This window comes from Pseudonocardia endophytica (assembly GCF_004339565.1).
In the GTDB taxonomy this organism is placed as follows: Bacteria; Actinomycetota; Actinomycetes; order Mycobacteriales; family Pseudonocardiaceae; genus Pseudonocardia; species Pseudonocardia endophytica.
In genome coordinates this window covers 529,022-551,924 of the sequence record NZ_SMFZ01000002.1, presented here as the reverse complement: position 1 = coordinate 551,924, position 22,903 = coordinate 529,022, and the positions used below count along the sequence as shown (strand labels likewise).

Here is a 22,903-nt window from a genome sequence, read left to right as displayed (position 1 = left end):
CGAGGCCGTTCGCGCAAGTCCGCAGGAGGAAGCCCGTGACCACCACCGCGCATCCCCCGGCCGACCGGTGGTGCCGCGCCGGGGTGCTGACGCCGCGCGGCCGGGTGGATCTCGCGCTGCCCGCGGACGTGCCGGTGGCCGAGCTCGTACCGATGGTGCTGGAGCTGATCGGCGAACCGTCGAGGCAGGACGAGAGCGGCGGCTCCCCCGTGCCGGAACCGTGGCGGCTGTGCGGACCGGCGGGTGGACCGCTGCCGCCGGAGGCGACGCTCGACGGGCTCGGGGTCCTCGACGGCGAGCTGCTGCACATCGGTCCGCGCGCCGCGGCTGTCCCGCCGCCGGTGTTCGACGATCCCGCCGACGCGCTGGCGGCCGCGGTCCGCGACGGAGGGTCGGCCGGATCGTGGCGGCCGGGTCCGGTCGCCGCGCCCCTCGTCGTGACGGCCGCCGCCGTGCTGCTCGCGACGGTGCGGACGTCATCGGTGCCGGTGGTGGTCGCGGCGGCGGTCGTCGCCGTGCTCGGGGCCGGCCTGGCGGTCCTGCACGCGCGCCGCGTGTCCTCTCGGGACGGAGCCGCGGCCGGCTCGGCCGCGCTCTGCGCGACCGCCCCGGCCGCAGCTGCCGGTGTGCTCGTGCTGCCGGGGCCGCTCGGGTCGGGGCAGGTGCTGCTCGGAGCGCTCGGCGCGGGGCTCGCCGCGGTGCTGGGCCTGGCCGTGCTGCGTTCGGTCACGCCTGCGCTGCTCGCCGTGGTCGTGGTCGCGCCGGCGCTCGTCGTCGCGGCGGTGGTCCGTCTCGGCACGGACGCGCCGATCGGGGCCATCGGCGCCGGGCTCGCCGCCGTCGCGCTCGCCGCAGGGCCGGTCCTGCCCCGCGCGGCGCTTCGGGTCGCCGGGATGCCGGCGCCGGTCGTGCCCACCGATCTCGAGGAGATCGCGCGGGCGGACACCGCGGTCCTACCCGCGCCGGAGCTCGGCAGGCGCGCCGACCTGGCCCGCGGGCTGTTCGCCGGGCTCTCCGCGGGGGCCGCGCTGCCGGCCGGAGGTGGTGCCGTCGTCGCGGCCGCCGACGGATCGTGGTCCGGCGTCGCGCTCGCCGCCGTCACGGTCGTCGTGCTGCTGCTGAGGGCCAGGGCGTTCGCCGAGGCCGGGCCGGCGCTCGTGCTGGCGGCGACGGCCGTCGGTACCGCGGTCGGGACCGGGTTGCTGGCCGCGACGGCGCACGGCCCGGTGGTCCGCCTGGTGGCGGCCGGCGTGCTGGGGCTCGGCGTGCTCGTCGCGGTCCGGACGGCGGGGACCACGCTCTCGCCCGTCGGGCGCCGGACGCTCGACGTGCTGGAGCTCGTCCTGACCGCGGCGGCGATCCCCGCGGCGCTCGCCGCGATGGGACTCTTCGCGCTGGTGCGCGGGCTGTGACGTCGAGTCCCTCCGGCGGTCGCGCCGGGTCCGTCCCACCGGGCGGGAGCCGGTCCGGTCGCAGGATCGGGCCCGGTCGCGCCGCTGCGCGGACGGCGGCAGCACCCGGTTCCGTCGGGCCCGTCCGAAGGGGCCGATGCCCGGCCGTCCGGACGCGGCTCGTCGGGCTCGTCCTTCCGGGCCGGAACACGGCCCACGCGTCCGGCGACGGGCGGGCCGTCGGCCGATCCGGACCGGGTCGAGCCGCCGCGCAGCCGCCGCGAACCGCATCGGCCACCGGTCTCGCCGTACTCGTCACGCCGGGCCGAGGTACGACCGACGCGGCCGACGACACCGGGCTCGCCCACGGGAGCGGCCCCGGCCGTGCTGCCCATCGGACGGCGTCCGCCGCCGTTCACGCCGGTGCACCAGCTCTGCGGGCGAGGCTCGTCACCGGTCCGACCGGGCTCGTCCCGACGAGCGGCAGCCCGACCGACGACACCGAGCCGGCTCGCCGGGGCGGGCTGTGTCGCGCGCGTACGCGGGCCGTGCGAACCGCACTCGTCACCGGGCTCGTCGGGCTCGCGCTGCTGGGCGGGGGCCCGGCCGCCATGGCCGACGATCCCGGGCCCGGTGCGCCCGGCCCGGCCGAGGGTGTGCAGCAGCGCCAGGAGTGCGCGCCGACGGCCACCGGACGCGCGACCGGTTCCGGCGACCCGCTGGCTGCCGTCCACCGGCTGGCCGACGGGACAGGGCAGCGGATCGCGGTGATCGACACCGGCGTGTCCCCGCACCCGAGCCTGGCCGGACGGCTGAGCGGCGGCGGCGACTACGTGGCGGGAGGCGACGGGCTCTCCGACTGCGACGGTCACGGCACCGAGGTCGCCGGACTGCTTGCCGCAGCACCGGACCCGGTCACCCGCAGCGGCGGCGGCATCGCGCCGGCGGCGGAGATCCTCTCGCTGCGCCAGTCCAGCTCCCGGTTCACGGTCACCGGCCCGGACGGGCGCGACCGGCCGGCGGGCGAGATCGACACGCTCGCCGCGGCGATCGAGCGGTCCGTCGCCATGGGCGCGACGGTGATCAACATTTCGGAGGTCGTCTGCGTCCCGGCCGACCGCGCGGTCGACGCAGGCGCGCCGTTGCAGCGGGCCGTGCGGAAGGCGACGGAGGCCGGCGTCGTGGTCGTCGCGGCCGCCGGGAACGCGGACCCGTCCGGCACCTGCACCGGCGACCCCGGCCTGCGTCCGATGCCGGCGCTGTTCGACGACGTCGTCGCCGTCGGCGCGGTCGACGGCGCCGACCGCCCGGCGCCGTTCAGCGTGCCGGGCGACTGGGTGGACGTGGCCGCGCAGGGGGTCGACGTCCGCCCGTCGGCGACCGGGAACGGATCGTCGCTGCTCAGCGGCACGTCCTACGCCGCCCCGGTGGTCTCCGGCATCGCGGCGCTGCTGCGCGAGCGCTTCCCGTCGTTGACCCCGGACCAGATCGCCGACCGGATTCGCGCCACCGCCCGGCACCCGGCCCACGGTCGCGACGAGCATGTCGGCTTCGGCGTCGTCGACCCGCAAGCGGCGCTGACGGCCGAACCGCTCCTGCTCCGCCCGGCACCGGATCCCGCGGCCGCACCCGTCCCGAGAGACACGTCGGTCCTGCCCGGCCTCGGCGAGCGGCCGGTCGACCACACGCCCGCCGTCCTGGGTGGACTGTTCGCCGCCCTGATTCTCGGCATCGCGACGACGGCAGCGATCCGCCGCGTACGCGCCACTCCGTCCCCGCCCCACCCACATGATCGGCTCGGCGGTCCACCGGATCTCCCGGTACTCGCACGGCCAGGTGACTCCGCCCGACCCAGCAGCTCCGCCCGACCCAGCAGCTCCGCCCGACCCAGCGGCTCCGCCCGACCCAGCGGTTCGGCCCGGCCAAGACCCTGCGGACCCCCCACCGACCGGCCCAGCATCGACGGTCCTGCCACCGGTCGCCCGTGGACCGGCCCGCCCTCGACCGGCGGGCCCGGCGCCGCTCGATCCACCACCGGCGGAGCGCCCCACGGCTCGCCCGGCACCGGGCGAGGCTCAGCCACGCGTCCCGACGTCCCACCACCGCGATCGGCGCCACACGGCCGAACGGCCCCGCCGCCGACGCGCACACCGGTGGGCCCACCCGCCCCATCGACTACCCCCACACGCCACCCCGAGCGCGCTGCTCGCCGGTGAGCCCACCCCGATACCGAACGAACGGCGCCTTCGAGCAATGTCATTGCACGAACGGCACCTTCGTTCGGGATGAGGGCCGACCGACGGCGCGGCGCGGCGCGACCGACGGACGGCCCGGCCGTGCAGCGCCCATTCCTGCTCGATCCTCCGGGACGGGTCCGGGGCGCACGAGGGATCCCAGCCGGCCTCGGACGCGACCGGCAACAGTGACATTCCCGTTGAGATGGCGCTCATGGCTGTCCCGAGCACCCGGGAACAGCCATGAGCGCCATCTCAGCCGGATGATCATCGCGCCACGCGCGGAAACCGCGTCGACGCTCGACCGCGCCAGCAGCCCGGGCCGATCCCTGTCGCCGCCCGCCCACCGAACGAACGGCACCTTCGAGCAGTGTCATTGCACGAACGGCACCTTCGTTCGGGATGAGGGGCCGACGGGCGGGGCGGGTGACGTGCCAGGTCAGTTCCCGGCGACGTCCCGGACGTCGCGGACCGTGCTCAGGTCCAGAGCAGGAGCGCGGGGAAGGAGGCGCAGGGCCTCCTCCGGTGCTCGGCCGGCGGTGGTGACACCCAGGGCCTCGGCCGTGCGGTCGTCGGCCAGGCCGTGGAGGGCACCGGTCGTCGACAGCAGCCAGCGGGTTCCGCCTCCGGTGCTGCCGCGCGACTCGATCGGTCCGGTCCCGCTCGCAGGCAGGACGACGGCGTCCGGGCGCGGTCCGGCGCCGTCCGCGGCGGCCAGGTCGACGGTCACCGCGCCGTCCGCGACGGGCAGGCGGTCACCCGCGGAGAGTCCGGTGCGGCCGTCGCGCCACGTCCAGCACACCGACGGAGAGGACGCCGGATCGACCTTCGGGAGCCGCACCGACGGCCATCCGGACGGATCGACGCCACGGCCGGGTCCGTCGTCGATCGTGTTCCGGGCGATCAGGTTCTCGGCCATCGTGGCCGGTGTGCCCTGCCCGGTCGCGGTGCGGATCGCATCGGCGAGTGTCGCCGGGATCGGGAGCACACCAGCGGGACGGCCCGCGGACGGGCCGAGGACCACGAAGAACATCTCGCCGCCCCCGAGCGGGTTGCTGGTCACGACGTCACCGACCCGGCCGAGCTCGCCGACGGTCGTGCCTCTGCCCGGGCCACCGCCCGAACCGGCGCCCGACCCGGCGGAGCCACCGTCCGAGCCGCCGCCCGAACCACCGCCGCCCGAACCACCATCCGAGCCACCGCCCGAGCCGCCCGCGATGTCCGGCGTCCGCAGCGGGGCACCCTCCGGCAATGCGGACAGCAGCCCGTCGGCGACCTGCCGCGGAGCGACGTCGAGCAGTCCGAGAGCGGACATCGCGGGGGTGTCGTCGGGGTCGATCCGGTGCCGGACGCCGTCGAGGACGACCGACGTCGAGCCACCCTGCGCGGCCAGCAGCAACCCGCCCGCGGGTGCCGACGGGCCGAGCGACCCGGCCAGCACGGTCGTCGCGCCGGTGCCGCCTCCCGCCGGGTCCGGGTTGGTGTCGCAGACCGCCCAGTCCGGAGGGACCGGCGGACCGTCCGGCCGCACCCCGACCGCGCCCGCGACGTCGGCAGGCGGCGTCCGCGGGGCGGTGGCCAGCGTGTCGTCGGAGACCGTGACGGGCACCGCGGTCGGGGCGGGCGAGCCGAGCGCCGCCAGCACGAGCCGTCCGGCCAGCATGTCCGGGACCGGGACGAGCTGCTGCGGCCCCGGGTTCGCGGGCGTCACCGCGTACACCGTGCCGGAGCGTTCGCCCACGACCAGTGACTGCGTCTGCCACTGGGTGTCCGGCACGACATGAGCCAGCACGAACGCCCCTCCGAGACCGAGCAGTCCCAGCGCGATCCCGGCGAGCGACGCCCGGCGCTGCGCGCGCAGCTGCTCGTGCAGCGGCACCGGGTCGGCCCGCACGAGCGCCGCCTCCAGCCGTCGCTGCCCGAACCGGTGCGCGTCGACCTGGTCGCGGGTGGCCGGGGCACGCAGCGCGCGGGCCGGCGGCGCATCAGGGTCCCGCCGGGTGGTCCGCTCACCGGCCGGGGTCTCGGTGACGGTCACGGCCAGGACGGTAGGAGCGACGACGGCCCGCCGCGGACGTTCGGAGAGGTGCGCGTAGTTCTACTCGCCGACGACGCCGATGTCCTCGTTCCACAGGTCCGGACGCTCGGCGACGAACGACTCCATCAACGACACGCACCGCGGGTCGTCGACGATCCGGATCTCCACGCCGTGCGACGCCAGCCAGTCGTGTCCGCCGTGGAACGTGCGCGCCTCGCCGATCAGCACCGCCCCGATCCCGAACTGGCGGACCAGGCCGCTGCAGTACCAGCACGGCGACAGCGTCGTGACCATCGTCGTGGACCGGTAGTCGCGCTGGCGCCCGGCCGACCGGAACGCGGCCGTCTCCCCGTGCACCGACGGGTCGTCGTCCTGCACGCGGCGGTTGTGCCCACGGCCGAGCACCGTCCCGTCGGCCGCGACGAGCGCGGCGCCGATCGGGATGCCGCCGGACGCGAGCCCGGTGCGGGCCTCGTCCAGCGCGACGTCCAGCCACGAGTCGTCCATGCCGCAGAGCGTGGCACAGCCCGTAGTCGTACGGATCCGGCGGAGGCGCATCGGAGGCAGCATTCGCCACGAATGGCGATTCGGACGTCGCCCGAGCAGGGGGAGGATCACCTCGTGAGAGCGAGCCTGAACGTGGCGCTGCAGTTCGCCGCGCTGGTCGTGTTCGCGGGCCTGCGGCTGCTGTCGGCGGGCTGGCTGCTGGTGATCCTGATCGTCACCGTCGTCGGCCTGCTGGTGCTCGCGGTGCCGCCCGTCCTGTCGCTGGTGGCGCTGCGACGGAAGGTGCTCCCGGATGCCCTCACCGCTCCGTTCGTGACGTGCGCCGGGCTGCTGCTGCTCGCCGGCGCGACCATGCCCGACTTCGGGGACGTGCGCAGCAACCTCGCAATCTGGTCGCTGATCGCCGGGCCCGACGCGCCGGTGCCGGACGTGTTCGGGTTCGTCGGCACGTTCGCGACGGCGGGCTACCTCGGCTCGATCATCTGGCTGATCATCGCGCTGGCGAGGACGGGCGCCGGGTCCCGGCCGCCGGCTCCTCCCGTCGGCCCGCCGTACGGCTACCCGGCCTGGCCTGCGGCACCGCTCGCGCAGCAGGGCCCGGTCACGCCCGAGCCGCAGGCTCCGCCCCGTCCCCCGGCACCCGGATCCGCCGGGTGACCTCGGCGCGTGCGGCGAGCTCGTCGTCGACCGGATAGTCGACGGCCGTGAGCGCCAGCCCGTGCGCCGGCGCGACCGTCACCTCGGACGCCCGACGGTCCCGGGTCAACAGACCCACCGGCCAGTCCGGCCACCGGTGCCCACGACCGACCTCGAACACCGCGCCGACCAGGCTGCGCACCATCGAATGGCAGAACGCGTCCGCGGACACGGTCGCGACGAGCACACCGGGCTCGCCGGGGGCGGGCGCCCAGTCGAAGCGCTGCAGGGCCCGCACCGTCGTCGCGCCGTCGCGGCGCTTGCAGAACGCGGCGAAGTCGTGTTCGCCGAGCAGCCGGGCGGACGCGTCGTTCATCGTGTCCGGGTCGAGCGGATACGGCCACGCGACGGTGTCCCGTGCCCGCAGCGGTTCCGCGCCGAACGCGGCCGTCGTGACCCGGTACCGGTAGTGGCGGCGCAGGGCCGAGAACCGCGCGTCGAACTCCGGAGGGACCGGCGTCAGCGCCCGCACCCGGACGTCCGCGGGGAGCAGCCGGTTCAGCCGCCGCAGCAGCCCGTCCGGGACGGAGCCCGGCAGGTCGACGTGCGCGACCTGCCCCGTCGCATGAACCCCGGCGTCCGTCCGGCCGGCCACGGTGAGCCGCAGCGGCACGCGGGCGAGCGTGGACAGCGCGTCGGTCAGCACGCCCTGCACGGTCCGCTGGTCCGGCTGCGCCGCCCAGCCGTGGAAGTCCGTGCCGTCGTAGGCGATGTCGAGACGGACCCGGACCGCGTCGGCGGCACAGACGGGACCGGGCCCGCCGTCCGTGGGGACGACGGGCCCGGTCGGGTCCTGCGTGTCGCTCAGGAGTCGGACTCCTGCTGCGACGCCGGCTTCGTGAAGCCGGCCGCCTCGGCGGCCTCCTCGGAGGCGAACCAGACCTCGGCGGTGGTCTGCGCGTAGTGCGACGAGCCGGGCACGTGGTAGAGCTTCGAGTCCTCGTTGCCCTTGATCTCGAAGCCCTCCGGCGCCTCGGCCGCGTCGGCCAGCGGGGCGTGGCTGCCCTCGCCGTACGGCGCGTCCTCGGTGGAGCCGGACTCCTCGAAGACCTCGGCGGCCTCGGCCGCGGAGTCCGCGGGCTCGTCGGCAGCCTCGGCCGTGGCGTCGGACGCCGCGGCTGCGGCCTCCTCGGCGGCGACAGCGGCGTCGACGGCCTTGTCCGCGGCCTCCGACTCCGGAGCGGCCTTCTCGGCCTCACCGGCGGCGTCCACCGCCGCGTCGGCGGCGTCCTCTGCGGCGTCCACCGCAGCGGCCGGGGCGGCCTGCTGCGAGCCGGCCGCGCGACGCGCCCGGTTCGCCTCGTCGGTCACCGTCTTCTGCTGGATCAGCTCGATGACCGCCATCGGGGCGTTGTCGCCCTTGCGCGGCATCGTCTTCGTGATCCGGGTGTAGCCGCCGTTGCGGTCCGCGTAGAACGGGCCGATCTCGGTGCAGAGGCGGTGCACGACCTCCTTGTCACGGATCACCTTCATGATCTCGCGACGGTTGTGCAGGTCACCGACCTTGGCCTTGGTGATCAGCCGCTCCGCGTACGGACGCAGCCGGCGGGCCTTGGCCTCGGTCGTGGTGATCCGGCCGTGCTGGAACAGCGACGTCGCCAGGTTGGCCAGGATCAGCCGCTGGTGCGCGGGCGACCCGCCGAGGCGGGGGCCCTTGGTGGGCTGGGGCATGGCTACAACTGCTCCGTTTCTGCGTAGTCCTGACCGTCGTCACCGAACGTGTCCGGGTCGAAGCCACCGTCGGCGCCGTAGTCGGCTGCCGCGGCGGACGGGTCGAACCCGGGCGGGCTGTCCTTCAGGGCCAGGCCGAGGCCGACGAGCTTCATCTTGACCTCGTCGATCGACTTGGCGCCGAAGTTCCGGATGTCGAGCAGGTCCGCCTCGCTGCGGCCGACCAGCTCGCCCACCGTGTGGATGCCCTCACGCTTGAGGCAGTTGTAGGAACGGACCGTCAGGTCCAGCTCCTCGATCGGCATCGCGAAGGCCGCGATGGTGTCCGCCTCCTGCGGCGACGGTCCGATCTCGATGCCCTCCGCGTCGACGTTGAGCTCGCGGGCCAGCCCGAACAGCTCCACCAGGGTCTTGCCGGAGCTGGCCAGCGCGTCCCGGGGGCTGATCGAGGGCTTCGACTCGACGTCGAGCACCAGCTTGTCGAAGTCCGTGCGCTGCTCGACACGGGTGGCCTCGACCTTGTACGTCACCTTGAGCACCGGCGAGTAGATCGAGTCGACCGGGATCCGGCCGATCTCGGCGCCGGTGGCCTTGTTCTGCATCGCCGGGACGTAGCCGCGGCCGCGCTCGACGACGAGCTCGACCTCGAGCCGACCCTTGTCGTTCAGGGAGGCGATGTGCAGGTCCGGGTTGTGCACGGTGACGCCGGCCGGCGGCACGATGTCGCCGGCGGTGACCGCGCCCGGGCCCTGCTTGCGCAGGTACATCGTCACCGGCTCGTCCTCCTCGGAGCTCACGACGAGCTCCTTGAGGTTCAGGATGATGTCGGTGACGTCCTCCTTCACCCCCGGGACGGTGGTGAACTCGTGCAGCACGCCGTCGATCCGGATGGACGTGACGGCAGCGCCCGGGATGGACGAGAGCAGCGTGCGACGCAGGGAGTTGCCGAGGGTGTAGCCGAAGCCCGGCTCGAGCGGCTCGATGACGAACCGCGACCGGGTCTCGGTGATCGTGTCCTCGGTGAGGGTGGGGCGCTGAGAGATCAGCATGGTGTGTGCCTCCTATGCACCCGCGACAACCGCTATTTGATGTCGCGGAGAGCCCGCCGCCCCACCCTGCGGGGCGACGGGGACGTCGAGTCGCTACTTCGAGTAGAACTCGACGATCAGCTGCTCGGTGACCTGCGTGTCGATCTGCGCACGCTCGGGCAGCTGGTGGACCAGGATCCGCAGCGTGTTCGGCACCACCTGCAACCAGGCCGGGACCGGCCGGTCGCCGTAGAGCTCACGCGCGATGACGAACGGGTCCATGTTCCGGGACTTGTCCCGGACGTCGATCACGTCGTACTGAGACACCTTGTAGCTGGGGATGTCCACGTTCTTGCCGTTGACCATGAAGTGGCCGTGGTTCACCAGCTGACGCGCCATCCGTCGCGTCCGGGCCAGGCCCGCGCGGTAGACGACGTTGTCCAGGCGCGACTCGAGGATCTGCAGCAGCTCGTCACCGGTCTTGCCGGTGCGGCGGTGCGCCTCCTCGTAGTAGCGACGGAGCTGCTTCTCCTGCAGGCCGTAGGCGAAGCGGGCCTTCTGCTTCTCCTGCAGCTGCAGCAGGTACTCGGTCTCCTTGATCCGGATCCGGCCGTGCTGGCCGGGCGGGTAGGGACGACGCTCGAACGCCTGGTCGCCGCCGACGAGGTCGGTCTTCAGTCGGCGGGACTTGCGGGTCATGGGGCCGGTGTAGCGAGCCATGTCAGTACTCCCTTCCCCTAGACCCGGCGCCGCTTGGGCGGACGGCAGCCGTTGTGCGGCTGCGGGGTGACGTCGGAGATCGTGCCGACCTCGAGGCCGGCGGCCTGCAGCGAACGGATCGCGGTCTCGCGGCCGGAGCCCGGACCCTTCACGAACACGTCGCACTTCTTCATGCCGTGGTCCATGGCCTTGCGCGCGGCGTTCTCGGCGGCCAGCTGGGCGGCGAACGGCGTCGACTTGCGCGAACCCTTGAGGCCGACGTGCCCGGAGCTGGCCCAGGCGATGACGGCGCCGGTCGGGTCGGTGATCGACACGATCGTGTTGTTGAACGTCGACTTGATGTGGGCGTGCCCGTGCGCGACGTTCTTCTTCTCGCGGCGACGGACCTTCTTGGGTCCGGCCGCGCCCTGACGAGTGCGGGGCGGCATTACTTCTTACCTGCCTTCTTCTTACCGGCGACGGTCTTCTTCGGACCCTTGCGGCTGCGCGCGTTGGTCTTCGTGCGCTGGCCGTGGACCGGAAGGCCGCGACGGTGACGGATGCCCTGGTACGAACCGATCTCGATCTTCCGGCGGATGTCCGCCTGGATCTCACGGCGCAGGTCACCCTCGACCTGCAGGTTCGCCTCGATGTACTCACGGAGCTTGCTGACGTCCTCGTCGGTCAGGTCCTTCGACCGGAGGTCGGGGCTCAGCGCCGTGGCCTCGAGGATCTCCTTCGAGCGGGTTCGTCCGACCCCGAAGATGTAGGTGAGCGCGATCTCCAACCGCTTCTCGCGGGGGAGGTCGACGCCGGCAACACGTGCCATGCGGCGTGGTTCTCCTGTCGATTTGTGCCGGGTCTTCCCGATGTCCGTCCCGATCCACCGCTGCGTTCGGGCCCCGGCCCGGTGCCGGGGGTGTGACCGGGCCCGTGTGGCCCGGCAGGTACACCGAGTGCTTCTGTGTTGCGTGCTCAGACGGTCCGTGACCGGCTGATCAGCCCTGGCGCTGCTTGTGCCGCAGGTTCGAGCAGATCACGATGACCCGGCCGTTACGGCGGATCACCTGGCACCGGTCGCAGATCTTCTTGACGCTCGGCTTGACCTTCACGTCGTCTGCCTTCTGTTCTCGGTTGTCACTTGTAGCGGTAGACGATGCGGCCGCGAGTGAGGTCGTAGGGCGACAGCTCGACGACCACACGGTCCTCCGGCAGGATCCGGATGTAGTGCTGGCGCATCTTGCCGCTGATGTGCGCGAGGACCCGGTGTCCGTTCTCCAGCTCCACGCGGAACATCGCGTTCGGCAGGGGTTCGACGACCCGGCCCTCGACCTCGATCGCCCCGTCCTTCTTGGCCATGTCCTCCGCTATCCCGTGACGGGTGGTGTGGGCGTCCCGTTCCGGGGGCGCTCACCGTGCACGGCGCATCCTGAACGAACAGCGGAACCAGGGGTGCGGAGAGCACGACGGAACCGGCGCCGCAGAGGCGCGCCGAATCACCAGTGTACGGACTCCGCGCGCGCCGCGAGCAGGCGGGTCCGTGACGACGGCACGGCCGGATCGTGCGTCTCCTTCATGGTGCACTCCGGACGCCGGACGTGGCAACCATCGGACGCGGCGCGCCCCGGCGACGTCCGGCACTGGCCGTCCGGCACTCGGTGATGATCTCCTGAGCGGGTGGGGGACACACAGCGGGCGCCCGGTTCCCGCCTGCCCCGCGCGCTGCGGCCGTTCCGGCACCGCGAGTACCGGCTGCTCGCGACGTCACTGGCGCTCTCGCTGCTCGCCTCCGGCGTCTGGCTCGTCGCGATCGTGTGGCAGGTGATCGGGCTCGGCGGCGGTCCGGCGACGCTGTCGCTCGTCTCGGCCGCGGCGAGCGTGGGGCTGCTGGTGAGCGTGCTGGCCGGTGGCGTGGTCGCGGACCGGGTGCCGCGACGACGGGTGCTGCGGTCCGTGGAGGCGGTCCGGGTCGCGGCGACCGGGCTGGCCGCGACGCTGTCCCTGACCGGCCTGCTCGCCGTGTGGCACCTGGTGGTGCTGGCGTTCGTGGTCGGCGCGGCCGAGGCGTTCTACTTCCCGTCCCTCACCGCGCTCCTGCCCGCCGTGCTGCCCGCCGACGAGCTGCTCGCCGCGAACGGCGTCGAGCAGACGCTCCGTCCGGCCGCCACCCAGGCGTTCGGCCCGGCGCTGGCCGGCCTCGTGGTCGGTGCGCTCGTCCCGGGGGCGGGCCTGCTCACCGCCTGCCTCGCCTACTGCGCGGCGCTCGTACCGCTGCTGGCGCTGCGCATCGGAGCGACCCGGGCCGGCCCGGACGACGGTCGCGGCACCGTGCTCGCCGACCTGCGCGAGGGGTTCCGGTACCTGCTCCGCACGGGATGGCTGTTCGCGAGCCTGTCGTTCGCGATGCTCTACGCACTCGTCGTCGTCGGTCCGGTGCAGGTGCTCGTCCCGTTCGCGGTCCGGGACCAGACCGGCGGCGGGCCCGGCGCCTACGCGTTCGTCCTCGCCGCCTACGGCGCGGGTGGGGTGGCCGGTTCCCTGCTCGTGGCCTCCCGCCGGATGCCACGCAGGTACCTCACGGTGATGCTGACGATGTGGGGGTTCGGGGCCCTGCCGCTCGCCGCGCTCGGGGTGGCCGACGTGCTCGCCGTGATGGCCGCGGCGGCGTTCGTCGTGGGCCTCACGAACGCCGGTGCGGGAGTCGTCTGGGGCACGCTGCTGCAGCGGCGGGTCCCCGAACACCTGCTCGGTCGAGTCTCCAGCCTGGACTTCTTCGTGTCCCTGGCGCTGATGCCGGTGTCCATGGCGCTCGCCGGCCCGGCGGGCGTCGCCATCGGTATCCCGGCGACGTTCCTGGTCGCCGCCGTCGTCCCCGCGGTACTCGCGATCGTCGCGATCGTCGCGTTCCGCCTGCCCCGCGACGAGACCACGCACCCGCTGGACGCCTGACGCGCCCACCCGGTCAGGGCTGCGGGCCGCGACACGCTCCGGGACCGACAGGACAGGCCAGCGCGTCGTAGGGCGGCAGACCGCTGTCGATCAGACGGCGATGCTCGTCCCACTGGTGACTCAGCCAGCGCCCGACACACAGGATCGTCACCCGGGAGGCCCCGACTGCCTTCAGCGTCAGCGCCGCCGACTGCGCCTTCGCACCCGACACCCACGTGTCGTCCACGACGAGAACGTGCCTGCCCCGCACGGCAGCCGCGTGATCCGCCGGCATCGTGAACGCACCGCGCTGCGGCCGCCGATCGACCGTGGACAGGTCGTCGGTCGGCGCGAGCACGACACGGTCGACTCGACGGCCGTGATCGAACACCCGGCGCGCCAGACCCACCACCGGATGGTCGACCCCACACCGCGTGACCGACGGGACGAAGGTCAGCACGTCCCACCACCCCACCTCCGACGCGATGCACGGTCCGTGGATCGCAGACGCCGCAGCCACCATCAGCTCCAGGTCTTCCGCGCACCGGGCGGACGGGTGGAACAGCGACTTGTAGCGCCGGACGTGGTGCTGCGACTGGTGCGGGGGCGACATCCAGCCCTGTACGTAGGCCAGCGGAACGACCAGGTCGGCGAGCTCCGAGCCGAACTCCGCACGCTGACGGGAACATTGCTGGCACGCCAGGAACCCTGGCGCACCGGTCGGGCCGGTGCACACCGCACAGTGACCCGGTCCACGGGCCGTGTTGGCGAAGATCGCACCGACTCTCGCGTACAGGACGGCGCGGGCCCGATCCGCGAACTCCGGCGATCCGGTCATCGCCCCGCAGGTGACCGCAACAGCGACAGCAGCTCGTCAGGACCCGCCAGCGTCTGCTCGATGATCCCGATGATCTCCGCCGGTGCAGACGCGACATACACCCCGGGCCGATCGACCATGACCCGGGCCCACTCGTTCGCCTCGACGACCGCGTCCGTGAGCACCACGGTGCGTCCGTGCTCGACGGCGCGGCGCGCCTGGATCCGGGCCCCACTCTGCTCGCCGGCCTCGACGACGATCGTCGCCCGGCCGAATCCGGACATCACGGCGTTGCGCATCGGGAACGTCTGCTTCGTCGGTGGCGCATCCGGCCAGAACTGCGAGAGCAGCAGGCCGGACTCCGCGATGCGGTCTTGCAGCGCGCGGTTCTCGGCCGGGTAGTACCGGGTGATCCCCGTGCCGATCACCGCGACGGTCCGACCGCCGGCCTCCAGCGCCGCGGTGTGCGCGGCCGCGTCGATTCCCGCGGCCAGCCCGGAGAGGACCGTCATGCCGGTCTCGACCAGCGCGGACGCGAGCGACCGGGCCAGCTCCCGACCCCTGGGAGAAGCCTTGCGGGAGCCGACGACGGAGACGGCCGTCTCGCTCCCGACGAGGGTTCCCCGATGGAACAGGACGGGCGGCAGGTCGTGTACCTCCCGGAGCTGGGCCGGGTAGTCGTCGTCCAGGAACGTCCGGAAACCGAGCCCGGCGGCGCGCCACGCGGCGATGTCCCGCCGGGCAGCCACCAGCTCCACCTGCTCCGCGCCCGTGTCGAACAGGTCGGCGGGATGGAGCTCCTCCCAGAGCGCGAGCGCGCTCGACCGCACGTCCACGTCGGCGGCGATCTGCGACCACGTCATCCCGTGCGGACGGGTGCGCAGGAGGGCGACGAGCGCCGCACGCTCGTCGTCGTCCCACCGTGCACTCATGCGCGGCAGCCTAGAACCGTCGCCGTCGGCCGTGGTCACCCGTCCTCCGTCCGCAGCATCATCGAACACCAGTTCGACTGTGCCAGATCGAGGCCGTTCCGACCAGCACGCAGGACGGCGTGTCGACCGACGCCCGCGCCCGGGCCCACCGCCGGCCCGGGGAGGCCCTGCGCCGTCCTACAACGCCTTGAGCTCCTCGGTCACCTGCTCCACCGACGACTTCGCGTCGCCGAACAGCATCGACGTGTTGTCCAGGAAGAACAGCGGGTTCTCGATCCCGGCGAACCCGGAGCTCATCGAGCGCTTCAGCACGATCACGTTGTGGCTCTGGTCCACGTTCAGGATCGGCATGCCGTAGATGGCCGAGTTCGTGTCGTTGCGCGCCGACGGGTTCGTGACGTCGTTCGCCCCGATCACCAGCGTGACGTCGGTGCGGGAGAAGTCGTCGTTGATCTCGTCCATCTCCTTGAGCACGTCGTAGGAGACCTCGGCCTCGGCCAGCAGCACGTTCATGTGCCCCGGCATGCGGCCCGCGACCGGATGGATCGCGTACCGGACCTCGACGCCCTTGCCCTCCAGCAGCTTGGCCATCTCCTTGATGGCGTGCTGGGCCTGTGCCACGGCCAGGCCGTAGCCCGGGACGATGATCACGCTCTCGGCGTAGGCCATCTGGATCGCGGCGTCCGCCGCCGACGTGGACCGGACCGTCTTGTCCGGGTCGTCGTCCGCCGCGGCCACCGACGCACCGCCGAACCCGCCGGCGACGATCGCCGGGATGGTCCGGTTCATGGCCTTGGCCATCTGGTTCGTCAGGATCGAGCCGGACGCACCGACGATCATGCCGGCGACCATCATCGCCGTGTTGCCCAGCGCGAGACCGGCGGCCGCCGCCGCGAGACCCGTCATGGCGTTCAACAGCGAGATGACGACGGGCATGTCCGCGCCGCCGATCGGCAGCACGACCATCACGCCGAGGATCCCGGCCAGCACCAGCACGGCGACGATCCACAGCACCGACGTGTTGCCGGTCCCGGCAACCACGGCGCAGGCGATCGCGCCGAGCAGCAGGATGCCGTTGACGAACTGCTGGGCCTTGCCCAGGCCGATCGGCGACGACGAGACGATCTCCTGGAGCTTGCCGAACGCGATCAGCGAGCCCCAGAACGAGATCGACCCGATCAGCGCCGAGAACAGCGACGCGATGATGAAGACCGTCTCGCGGCCGTCGAAGCCGGGCGTGGCCAGGAACTCCGACCAGGAGATCAGCGCCACCGCGCCGCCGCCGACGCCGTTGAACAGCGCCACCATCTGCGGCATCTGGGTCATCTTGACCTGGCGCGCCGAGGGGACGCCGACGATCGTGCCCACCACCAGCGCGGCGAGGATGAGCCAGATGTTGTGGGCGCCGTGCACGATCACCACGATCAGCGCGGTGATCATCGCGATCGCCATGCCGACGGCCGCGATCCAGTTGCCCCGGACCGCCGTGCGCGGACCGGTCAGGCCCATCAGGCCGTAGATGAACAGCGCGAACGCGACGAGGTAGAGGATCGGTTCCAGAACGTCCATCACGAACCGCCCTTCGCTGCCTTCTCGGCCGTGATGACCCCGGCGTCGTCCTTCTCTTCCTCGGCACCGGGCTTCGCGGGCTGCTTGCCCTTGAACATGCCGAGCATCCGGTCGGTCACCAGGAACCCGCCGATGACGTTGATCATGCCGAACGCGATCGCGACGAACAGCAGGATCTGCTCCAGCACCGACGCGTTCTCCAGCTCACCGAGCACGACGATGCCGCCGAGCACGACGATGCCGTGGATCGCGTTCGTGCCGGACATCAGAGGCGTGTGCAGTGTGTTCGGCACCTTCGAGATGACCGCGAACCCGACGAACCCGGCCAGCACCAGGATCGCGAGGTTCGCCAGCAGGCTTCCCGACTCCATCAGGACTCTCCCTCGCTCTTCTCGGTCTCGCCGTCGGAGCTGCTCGCGGCGGGCTCGTCGGTGTCGACACTCGTTCCGCCGGCGCTGCTCTCGCGCGTCACGCAGGACTTCGCCAGCACCTCGTCGTCCCAGTCCGGCGACAGCTCACCCTCGTCGAGCATCAGCTCGAGCAGTGCGGTGATGTTGCGTGCGTAGAGCTCCGACGCGTGCTCCGGCATGGTCGCCGGCAGGTTCAGCGGGGACACGATCGTCACGTCGTGCTTCACGACGGTCTCGCCCGGCTCGGTCAGCTCGCAGTTGCCGCCGCCCTCACCGGCCAGGTCGACGATCACGCTGCCCGGCCGCATACCCTCCACGGCCTTCTCGCTGACCAGCTTCGGCGCCTCGCGCCCTGGCACCTGCGCTGTGGTGATCACGATGTCGAACCCGGTGATCGCCAGCTCGAGCTGGTCCTGCTGCTTCTGGCGCTCCTCGTCGGTCAGCTCGCGGGCGTAGCCGCCCTCGCCGGCCGCCTCGATGCCGAGGTCCAGCCACTGGGCGCCGAGCGACTTCACCTGGTCCGCGACGTCCGGGCGCACGTCGTAGCCCGTCGTGCGCGCGCCGAGCCGCTTCGCGGTGGCCAGCGCCTGCAGCCCGGCGACGCCGACGCCCAGCACCAGCGCGGTCGCGGGCTTCACCGTGCCGGCGGCCGTGGTCAGCATCGGGAAGAACCGGGTCGACGCCTGCGCCGCCTCCAGCACCGCCTTGTAGCCGGATACGTTCGCCTGCGACGACAGCGCGTCCATCCCCTGGGCGCGCGAGATGCGCGGGATGGACTCCATCGCGAACGCCGTCACGCCCTGGGACTTCAGCTTCTCGATCGTCTCCGGCGACGTCAGCGGGGCGAGCATCCCGATCAGCGTCGTGCCGTCGCCGAGCTTGGAGATCTCTTCCTCGGTCGGCCGCCCGACCTTCACCACGACGTCGCACGACCACGGGTCGCCGATCTCGGCGCCCGCCTCGGTGTAGTGCTCGTCCGGGATCAGCGCCTCGACCCCGGCGCCGGACTCGACGACGACCCGACCACCACGCTTGGTCAGCTTCTCGATGACCTTCGGGACGAGCGCGACACGGCGCTCACCCTCCGCCGACTCCTTCGGGACGCCGATCGACGTCGTGCGCCCCTGCGCCGATTCTCGCTCCGCCTGCGCATCGCTCGGCGACTGCCCGGCCTCTTCGCCCATAGCGGGAGAACCTAGTGCAGCACCTGGCTCCCCCGCGCGCGGTGGTGATCGGCATCCCAACCACGACCCGACCGTAAGTCGGGGTCAGGCCGCGCCGGTCTCCTCGGCCGGGGCGGTGAGCAGCCACGGCCCGTCCTCGGTGATGGCGACCGTGTGTTCCCAGTGCACGGCACGACGACCGGAGGCGGTCACGACGGTCCAGCCGTCGGCCAGCTCCTTCGTCTCCGGATCGCCAGCGGTGAGCATCGGCTCGACGGCCAGCGCCATCCCGGGGCGGAGCTTCGGGCCGCTCCCGGCGTCGCCGTGGTTCGGCAGGAACGGGTCCATGTGCATCGACGTGCCGATGCCGTGCCCGCCGTACTCGGCGACGATCCCGTAGTCCAGCCCGTCGCGGCGCGCGGACTCGCGGCAGGACTCCTGGATCGCGTGCGAGACGTCGGTGAGGCGTCCACCCGGACGGGCCGCCGCGAGACCGGCCAGCATCGCCTCGCGACACGCGGCCGACAGCGCCAGGTCGTCGGCGGGCACGTCGCCGACGGCGATCGTCACCGCCGCGTCCCCGTGCCAGCCCTCGACGATCGCGCCGCAGTCCACCGAGATCAGGTCGCCGTCGGCGAGCACCTGCCCTGACGACGGGATGCCGTGCACGATCTGCTCGTTCACCGACGCGCAGATGCTGGCCGGGAAGCCGTGGTAACCGAGGAACGACGGGACGCCGTCCCCGGCACGGATCGTGCTCTCGGCGATCGCGTCGAGCTCGGCGGTACTGACGCCCGGGCGGGCGGCATCGGTGACCGCGGCCAGCGTCGTCGCGACGAGCAACCCGGCGCGGCGCATCGCCTGCAGCTGCGCCGGCGTCTTCAGCTCGATGTCGCGTCCGCGGTAGCGGGCGATCGCCCCGCGGACACCTCCCCGGCCCGAGTGCACTGCTGCCGTCCTCTTCCTCGGTGTCCTAGCCCTTGCCGAGCGCCGTGAACACGCGCTCGGTGATCTCCTCCACCTCGCCCACCGCGTCGACGGTGACGAGACGGTCGGCGTAGTACTGCAGCAACGGCGCGGTCTCGTCGCGGTAGACCTGCTGCCGGTTGCGGATCGTGTCCTCGTTGTCGTCACTGCGGCCGCGGCCGAGCAGACGCTGCACGACGACCTCGTCGTCGACCTCGAACTGCACGACCGCGTCGAGCTCCAGGCCCTTGTCCTTCAGGATCCCGCCGAGCGAGTCCGCCTGCGCGGTCGTGCGCGGGAACCCGTCGAGGATGAAGCCCTTCTCGGTGTCGGCGTCGCCGAGCCGGTCGCGCACCATGCCGACGGTCACCTCGTCGGGGACCAGGTTGCCCGCGTCCATGTAGCGCTTCGCCTCGAGACCGAGCTCGGTCTCCTGCTTCAGGTTCGCCCGGAACAGGTCACCGGTCGAGATGTGCGGGACGTCCAACCGCTCGGCCATCCGCTCCGCCTGGGTTCCCTTGCCCGCACCCGGCGGACCAACCAGAACGAGTCGCACGTGAACCCGCCTCCCTGAGATCGACTGTGGAACGTGCCATCCGGGATCCGGACGGCGGGACCGGCGCCCTCACAGGGGCGGCCACCTGCGACGAGCCTAACGCAGGAAACCTTCGTAGTTCCGCTGCATGAGCTGGCTCTCGATCTGCTTCAGGGTGTCCAGACCGACCGTGACCATGATCAGGACGGCGGTGCCGCCGAACGGGAAGTTCTGGTTCCCGCCGGTGCCGGTGATCCCGAGGAAGAAGTTCGGGAGCACCGCGATGATGCCGAGGTAGAGCGAGCCCGGCAGCGTGATGCGGCTGAGCACGAAGTTCAGGTACTCGGCGGTCGGGCGGCCCGGGCGGATGCCGGGGATGAAGCCGCCGTAGCGCTTCATGTCCTCGGCCCGCTCGTCGGGGTTGAACGTGATGCCCACGTAGAAGTAGGTGAAGAAGATGATCAGTGCGACGTACAACAGAATGTGCACGGGGTTGGACTGATCGACCAGATAGGTCTGCACGAACTGCTGGAGCCCGCCGCCCTGCGAGCCGGCCAGCCGGGCGACCAGGTCGGGAAGGTAGAGCAGGGAGCTACCGAAGATCACCGGCACGACACCGGCCTGGTTGACCTTCAGCGGGAGGTACGTCGACGTGCCGCCGTACATCCGCCTGCCGACCATGCGCTTGGCGTACTGCACCGGGATCCGGCGCTGGCCGTTCTCGATGAACACGACGCTGGCGATGATCGCGAGACCGAACACGCAGACGCCGGCGAAGACCAGGCCGCCCGCGTTGTCCAGGATCTGCTTGCCCTCGGCCGGGATGCGGTGCGCGATCGAGGCGAAGATCAGCAGTGACATGCCGTTGCCGATGCCGCGCTCGGTGACCTGCTCGCCCAGCCACATGACGACCGCGGTGCCCGCCGTCATGACGATGACGATGACCGCGAGGGAGAAGACGTTCCCGTTCGGGATGATCGGGAGGTTGCAGCCCTGGAACAGCTGACCGCGCTCGGCGAGCGCGACGAAGCCGGTCGACTGCAGGATCGCGATACCGATCGTCAGGTACCGCGTGTACTGCGTGAGCTTCGCCTGGCCGGACTGGCCTTCCTTCTTCAGCTGCTCGAAGCGCGGGATGACGACCTGCAGCAGCTGGACGATGATGCTGGCCGTGATGTAGGGCATGATGCCCAGCGCCAGGATGGACAGCTGGAGCAGCGCCCCGCCGGAGAACAGGTTGATCAGCGAGTAGACCGACGAGTTCTCGCCGCCCTCGACCTGCTTCACGCACTCCTGCACGTTGACGTACGACACCCCGGGCGAGGGGATGTTCGCGCCCAGCCGGTAGACGGCCACGACCACCAACGTGAAGATGATCTTCTTGCGAAGGTCCGGCGTGGTCAGGGCCGCTCGGAACGCGCTGAGCACTCGGGGCTCCTCCTACGACTTCATGGGTTCTCGACGAGCACACATGCGGCTCGGGACCCGTGCGGCGACTGTACAGCGCGCCACACAGCAGTTCGGCGCCGCCCGCGACGACGGGCTTCCTCGCAGGAAGCCGGCCGTGTCCGCGGACGACGCCGGTGGAACTACAGCTCGGAGACCGACCCGCCGGCCGCCGAGATCTTCTCGCGCGCGGACGCGGAGAACTTGTGGGCAGAGACGGTCAGCGAGACGCCGTCCAGCTCGCCCTCGCCGAGCACCTTCACCGGCTCGTTGCGGCGCACCGCACCGGCCGCGGCCATCTCGGCCGGACCGATCTCGCCGCCCTGCGGGAACAGGACGGCGAGCTCGCCGACGTTGACGACCTGGTACTCGACCCGGAACCGGTTCTTGAAGCCCTTGAGCTTGGGCAGCCGCATGTGCAGCGGCATCTGCCCACCCTCGAAGCGCGGCGACACGGTCTTGCGGGCCTTCGTGCCCTTCGTGCCCCGGCCGGCCGTCTTGCCGCCCTTGCCGCCTTCGCCGCGGCCGACGCGCTGCTTGGCCTTCTTCGAGCCGGGCGCCGGACGCAGGTCGTGCAGCTTGATGATCTCATCGCTCACGACCCCACCTCCTCGACCTTCACGAGGTGGCGCACCGTGTGGACGTACCCGCGGGTCTGCGGGTCGTCCGGGCGCTCCACGCTCTGGTGGATCTTGCGCAGCCCCAGCGAGCGGAGCGTGTCGCGCTGGTTCTGCTTGCAGCCGATCCGGCTCTTCACCTGGGTGATCTTCAGCGTCGCCATGGCGCTCACGTCCTCGCCGCTTCGGCCGCGGCGGCGCGCTGACGCATCATCTGGGTCGACGCGACGTCCTCGATCGGCAGGCCGCGGCGGGCCGCGACCTCCTCCGGACGCGAGATCGACTTCAGCGCGGCCACCGTGGCGTGCACGATGTTGATCGCGTTGTCGCTGCCCAGGGACTTGGACAGGATGTCCGAGATCCCCGCGCACTCCAGCACGGCGCGGACCGGGCCACCGGCGATGACGCCGGTACCGGGGCTGGCCGGGCGCAGCAGCACCACGCCCGCGGCCGCCTCGCCCTGCACGCGGTGCACGATCGTGCCGCCGATGCGCGGGACGCGGAAGAAGTTCTTCTTCGCCTCCTCGACGCCCTTGGCGATCGCCGCGGGCACCTCCTTGGCCTTGCCGTAGCCGACGCCGACCAGCCCGTCGCCGTCGCCCACGATCATGAGCGCGGTGAAGCTGAAGCGCCGACCACCCTTGACCACCTTGGCCACGCGGTTGATCGTGACCAGGCGCTCGATGTACGGGGTCTTGTCCTGCGCCCCGCCACGGCCGCCGCCGTCCCGGCGGTCACGCCGGTCGCGGTTGTTGTTGTTGTCGTTGCCGCCGCCGGGGCCGCCACCACTGTTGGGGCCGCCGCCGTCGCGCCGTGCACGTCCCGGCATCAGACGATCCCTTCCGTGTCCTTGCGTGTCACCATCATCAGAACTCGAGGCCTCCCTCGCGCGCGGCGTCCGCCAGCGCGGCGATCCGGCCGTGGTAGGACAGCCCGCCGCGGTCGAACACGACCGCGGTCACGCCTGCCTCCCTGGCGCGGGCGGCGATCAGCTCGCCGACCTTCTGCGCCTTGGCCTTCTTGTCGCCCTCGACGGTGCGCACCTCGGCGTCCAGGCTCGACGCGTGGGCCAGCGTGTGGCCGGCCAGGTCGTCGATCAGCTGGACGGCGATGTGCCGCGAGCTGCGGTTCACCGACAGGCGCGGACGCACCGGCGTGCCGGAGATCTTCTTCCGCAGACGGGCGTGACGGCGGAACCTGGAGTCCCGGCGCTTGCGTGCCACCTGCGAGGCCATCCGGCGCCGCGCGGCACCGGA

General features: G+C 72.3%; 26 protein-coding genes. 4 read left to right on the top strand and 22 right to left on the bottom strand.

Annotated features, from left to right (window positions below; translation table 11 throughout):
* Positions 1–35 precede the first annotated feature (35 nt).
* Both eccD and mycP read left to right on the top strand, forming a co-directional pair.
* Positions 36–1,412, top strand: a complete 1,377-nt coding sequence (gene eccD / locus EV378_RS21500; protein ID WP_165922412.1) for a type VII secretion integral membrane protein EccD — start codon at positions 36–38, stop codon at positions 1,410–1,412.
* Positions 1,413–1,939: 527 nt separating this feature from the next.
* Positions 1,940–3,607, top strand: coding sequence for a type VII secretion-associated serine protease mycosin (gene mycP, locus EV378_RS21495; protein WP_132429064.1), 1,668 nt, complete (start codon positions 1,940–1,942; stop codon positions 3,605–3,607).
* Between the two features lie 457 nt (positions 3,608–4,064).
* Here the strand turns inward: mycP and EV378_RS21490 are convergent, their stop codons facing one another.
* Together EV378_RS21490 and EV378_RS21485 are read right to left on the bottom strand one after the other, a co-directional pair.
* Entirely contained in the window at positions 4,065–5,663 is a 1,599-nt protein-coding gene (locus EV378_RS21490; protein ID WP_132429062.1) for a type VII secretion protein EccB, read from the bottom strand.
* A 60-nt stretch (positions 5,664–5,723) separates the two neighbouring features.
* Positions 5,724–6,170 (bottom strand): nucleoside deaminase, encoded by a 447-nt coding sequence (locus EV378_RS21485; protein ID WP_132429060.1) that lies wholly within the window; start codon positions 6,168–6,170, stop codon positions 5,724–5,726.
* A 114-nt stretch (positions 6,171–6,284) separates the two neighbouring features.
* Between EV378_RS21485 and EV378_RS21480 the strand changes: the two genes are divergently transcribed.
* Positions 6,285–6,827 (top strand): hypothetical protein, encoded by a 543-nt coding sequence (locus tag EV378_RS21480; RefSeq protein WP_132429058.1) that lies wholly within the window; start codon positions 6,285–6,287, stop codon positions 6,825–6,827.
* Here EV378_RS21480 and truA read toward each other — a convergent pair.
* From truA to infA, 8 genes are all read right to left on the bottom strand, one after another.
* Entirely contained in the window at positions 6,772–7,578 is an 807-nt protein-coding gene (truA, locus tag EV378_RS21475; protein ID WP_243653944.1) for a tRNA pseudouridine(38-40) synthase TruA, read from the bottom strand. The two genes, EV378_RS21480 and truA, sit on opposite strands and share 56 nt — an antisense overlap.
* 92 nt (positions 7,579–7,670) lie before the next feature.
* The gene (gene rplQ, locus EV378_RS36945; RefSeq protein WP_132429054.1) at positions 7,671–8,537 is read right to left on the bottom strand and encodes a 50S ribosomal protein L17; all 867 of its coding nucleotides are present in this window, start codon (positions 8,535–8,537) and stop codon (positions 7,671–7,673) included.
* A 2-nt stretch (positions 8,538–8,539) separates the two neighbouring features.
* Positions 8,540–9,586 carry a DNA-directed RNA polymerase subunit alpha gene (locus tag EV378_RS21465; protein ID WP_132429052.1) on the bottom strand — a complete coding sequence of 349 codons (1,047 nt, stop codon included), beginning with the start codon at positions 9,584–9,586 and terminating at the stop codon, positions 8,540–8,542.
* 93 nt (positions 9,587–9,679) lie between these two features.
* On the bottom strand, positions 9,680–10,285 hold the full coding sequence (gene rpsD, locus EV378_RS21460) for a 30S ribosomal protein S4 (RefSeq protein WP_132429050.1): 606 nt from the start codon (positions 10,283–10,285) through the stop codon (positions 9,680–9,682).
* A 17-nt stretch (positions 10,286–10,302) separates the two neighbouring features.
* Positions 10,303–10,713, bottom strand: a complete 411-nt coding sequence (rpsK, locus tag EV378_RS21455; RefSeq protein ID WP_132429049.1) for a 30S ribosomal protein S11 — start codon at positions 10,711–10,713, stop codon at positions 10,303–10,305.
* Positions 10,713–11,093, bottom strand: a complete 381-nt coding sequence (gene rpsM / locus EV378_RS21450; protein ID WP_132429047.1) for a 30S ribosomal protein S13 — start codon at positions 11,091–11,093, stop codon at positions 10,713–10,715. The genes rpsK and rpsM overlap by 1 nt, the downstream gene beginning before the upstream one ends.
* A gap of 169 nt (positions 11,094–11,262) precedes the next feature.
* Positions 11,263–11,376, bottom strand: coding sequence for a 50S ribosomal protein L36 (gene rpmJ / locus EV378_RS21445; protein ID WP_132429045.1), 114 nt, complete (start codon positions 11,374–11,376; stop codon positions 11,263–11,265).
* 25 nt (positions 11,377–11,401) lie between these two features.
* Complete coding sequence (gene infA / locus EV378_RS21440) at positions 11,402–11,623, bottom strand: translation initiation factor IF-1 (RefSeq protein ID WP_028929190.1); 222 nt, start codon at positions 11,621–11,623, stop codon at positions 11,402–11,404.
* 318 nt (positions 11,624–11,941) lie between these two features.
* Between infA and EV378_RS21435 the strand changes: the two genes are divergently transcribed.
* Positions 11,942–13,213 carry an MFS transporter gene (locus tag EV378_RS21435; RefSeq protein ID WP_132429043.1) on the top strand — a complete coding sequence of 424 codons (1,272 nt, stop codon included), beginning with the start codon at positions 11,942–11,944 and terminating at the stop codon, positions 13,211–13,213.
* A 13-nt stretch (positions 13,214–13,226) separates the two neighbouring features.
* Here EV378_RS21435 and EV378_RS21430 read toward each other — a convergent pair whose 3' ends face one another.
* The 12 genes from EV378_RS21430 to rplR all read right to left on the bottom strand — a co-directional run bounded on the left by EV378_RS21430 (position 13,227) and on the right by rplR (position 22,882).
* Positions 13,227–14,030: a hypothetical protein gene (locus tag EV378_RS21430; RefSeq protein WP_132429041.1), complete on the bottom strand. Its 804-nt coding sequence runs from the start codon at positions 14,028–14,030 to the stop codon at positions 13,227–13,229.
* A complete protein-coding gene (locus EV378_RS21425; RefSeq protein ID WP_132429039.1) occupies positions 14,027–14,941 on the bottom strand; it encodes a DNA-processing protein DprA in 915 nt (304 codons plus the stop codon). Before EV378_RS21425 ends, EV378_RS21430 begins: the two co-directional genes overlap by 4 nt.
* A gap of 177 nt (positions 14,942–15,118) precedes the next feature.
* On the bottom strand, positions 15,119–16,510 hold the full coding sequence (locus EV378_RS21420) for an NAD(P)(+) transhydrogenase (Re/Si-specific) subunit beta (protein WP_132429037.1): 1,392 nt from the start codon (positions 16,508–16,510) through the stop codon (positions 15,119–15,121).
* Positions 16,510–16,881 (bottom strand): NAD(P) transhydrogenase subunit alpha part 2, encoded by a 372-nt coding sequence (locus EV378_RS21415; RefSeq protein ID WP_132429035.1) that lies wholly within the window; start codon positions 16,879–16,881, stop codon positions 16,510–16,512. Before EV378_RS21415 ends, EV378_RS21420 begins: the two co-directional genes overlap by 1 nt.
* Positions 16,881–18,104, bottom strand: a complete 1,224-nt coding sequence (locus tag EV378_RS21410) for a Re/Si-specific NAD(P)(+) transhydrogenase subunit alpha (protein ID WP_132429033.1) — start codon at positions 18,102–18,104, stop codon at positions 16,881–16,883. Before EV378_RS21410 ends, EV378_RS21415 begins: the two co-directional genes overlap by 1 nt.
* A gap of 84 nt (positions 18,105–18,188) precedes the next feature.
* On the bottom strand, positions 18,189–19,031 hold the full coding sequence (gene map, locus EV378_RS21405; protein ID WP_132429031.1) for a type I methionyl aminopeptidase: 843 nt from the start codon (positions 19,029–19,031) through the stop codon (positions 18,189–18,191).
* Positions 19,032–19,056: 25 nt separating this feature from the next.
* Positions 19,057–19,605, bottom strand: a complete 549-nt coding sequence (locus EV378_RS21400) for an adenylate kinase (protein WP_132429029.1) — start codon at positions 19,603–19,605, stop codon at positions 19,057–19,059.
* 96 nt (positions 19,606–19,701) lie between these two features.
* Positions 19,702–21,012: a preprotein translocase subunit SecY gene (gene secY, locus EV378_RS21395; RefSeq protein ID WP_132429027.1), complete on the bottom strand. Its 1,311-nt coding sequence runs from the start codon at positions 21,010–21,012 to the stop codon at positions 19,702–19,704.
* A 161-nt stretch (positions 21,013–21,173) separates the two neighbouring features.
* Complete coding sequence (gene rplO, locus EV378_RS21390; protein ID WP_243653686.1) at positions 21,174–21,629, bottom strand: 50S ribosomal protein L15; 456 nt, start codon at positions 21,627–21,629, stop codon at positions 21,174–21,176.
* The gene (rpmD, locus tag EV378_RS21385) at positions 21,626–21,811 is read right to left on the bottom strand and encodes a 50S ribosomal protein L30 (protein WP_132429025.1); all 186 of its coding nucleotides are present in this window, start codon (positions 21,809–21,811) and stop codon (positions 21,626–21,628) included. Before rpmD ends, rplO begins: the two co-directional genes overlap by 4 nt.
* A gap of 5 nt (positions 21,812–21,816) precedes the next feature.
* The gene (gene rpsE / locus EV378_RS21380) at positions 21,817–22,476 is read right to left on the bottom strand and encodes a 30S ribosomal protein S5 (protein ID WP_132429023.1); all 660 of its coding nucleotides are present in this window, start codon (positions 22,474–22,476) and stop codon (positions 21,817–21,819) included.
* Between the two features lie 37 nt (positions 22,477–22,513).
* Positions 22,514–22,882 carry a 50S ribosomal protein L18 gene (rplR, locus tag EV378_RS21375; RefSeq protein ID WP_132432486.1) on the bottom strand — a complete coding sequence of 123 codons (369 nt, stop codon included), beginning with the start codon at positions 22,880–22,882 and terminating at the stop codon, positions 22,514–22,516.
* Positions 22,883–22,903: the final 21 nt, after the last annotated feature.

What these genes read in the sequence shown, in the direction of transcription:
- EV378_RS21425 (WP_132429039.1), bottom strand. Translation starts at nt 14,941, where the DNA reads ATGAGTGCACGGTGGGACGACGACGAGCGTGCGGCGCTCGTCGCCCTC.
- rpmD (WP_132429025.1), bottom strand. Translation starts at nt 21,811, where the DNA reads ATGGCGACGCTGAAGATCACCCAGGTGAAGAGCCGGATCGGCTGCAAG.
- rpsD (WP_132429050.1), bottom strand. Translation starts at nt 10,285, where the DNA reads ATGGCTCGCTACACCGGCCCCATGACCCGCAAGTCCCGCCGACTGAAG.
- EV378_RS21415 (WP_132429035.1), bottom strand. Translation starts at nt 16,881, where the DNA reads ATGGAGTCGGGAAGCCTGCTGGCGAACCTCGCGATCCTGGTGCTGGCC.
- rpsM (WP_132429047.1), bottom strand. Translation starts at nt 11,093, where the DNA reads ATGGCACGTGTTGCCGGCGTCGACCTCCCCCGCGAGAAGCGGTTGGAG.
- EV378_RS21410 (WP_132429033.1), bottom strand. Translation starts at nt 18,104, where the DNA reads ATGGGCGAAGAGGCCGGGCAGTCGCCGAGCGATGCGCAGGCGGAGCGA.
- EV378_RS21485 (WP_132429060.1), bottom strand. Translation starts at nt 6,170, where the DNA reads ATGGACGACTCGTGGCTGGACGTCGCGCTGGACGAGGCCCGCACCGGG.
- rplR (WP_132432486.1), bottom strand. Translation starts at nt 22,882, where the DNA reads ATGGCCTCGCAGGTGGCACGCAAGCGCCGGGACTCCAGGTTCCGCCGT.
- EV378_RS21465 (WP_132429052.1), bottom strand. Translation starts at nt 9,586, where the DNA reads ATGCTGATCTCTCAGCGCCCCACCCTCACCGAGGACACGATCACCGAG.
- EV378_RS21430 (WP_132429041.1), bottom strand. Translation starts at nt 14,030, where the DNA reads ATGACCGGATCGCCGGAGTTCGCGGATCGGGCCCGCGCCGTCCTGTAC.
- rplQ (WP_132429054.1), bottom strand. Translation starts at nt 8,537, where the DNA reads ATGCCCCAGCCCACCAAGGGCCCCCGCCTCGGCGGGTCGCCCGCGCAC.
- EV378_RS21420 (WP_132429037.1), bottom strand. Translation starts at nt 16,510, where the DNA reads ATGGACGTTCTGGAACCGATCCTCTACCTCGTCGCGTTCGCGCTGTTC.
- rpsE (WP_132429023.1), bottom strand. Translation starts at nt 22,476, where the DNA reads ATGCCGGGACGTGCACGGCGCGACGGCGGCGGCCCCAACAGTGGTGGC.
- infA (WP_028929190.1), bottom strand. Translation starts at nt 11,623, where the DNA reads ATGGCCAAGAAGGACGGGGCGATCGAGGTCGAGGGCCGGGTCGTCGAA.
- rpsK (WP_132429049.1), bottom strand. Translation starts at nt 10,713, where the DNA reads ATGCCGCCCCGCACTCGTCAGGGCGCGGCCGGACCCAAGAAGGTCCGT.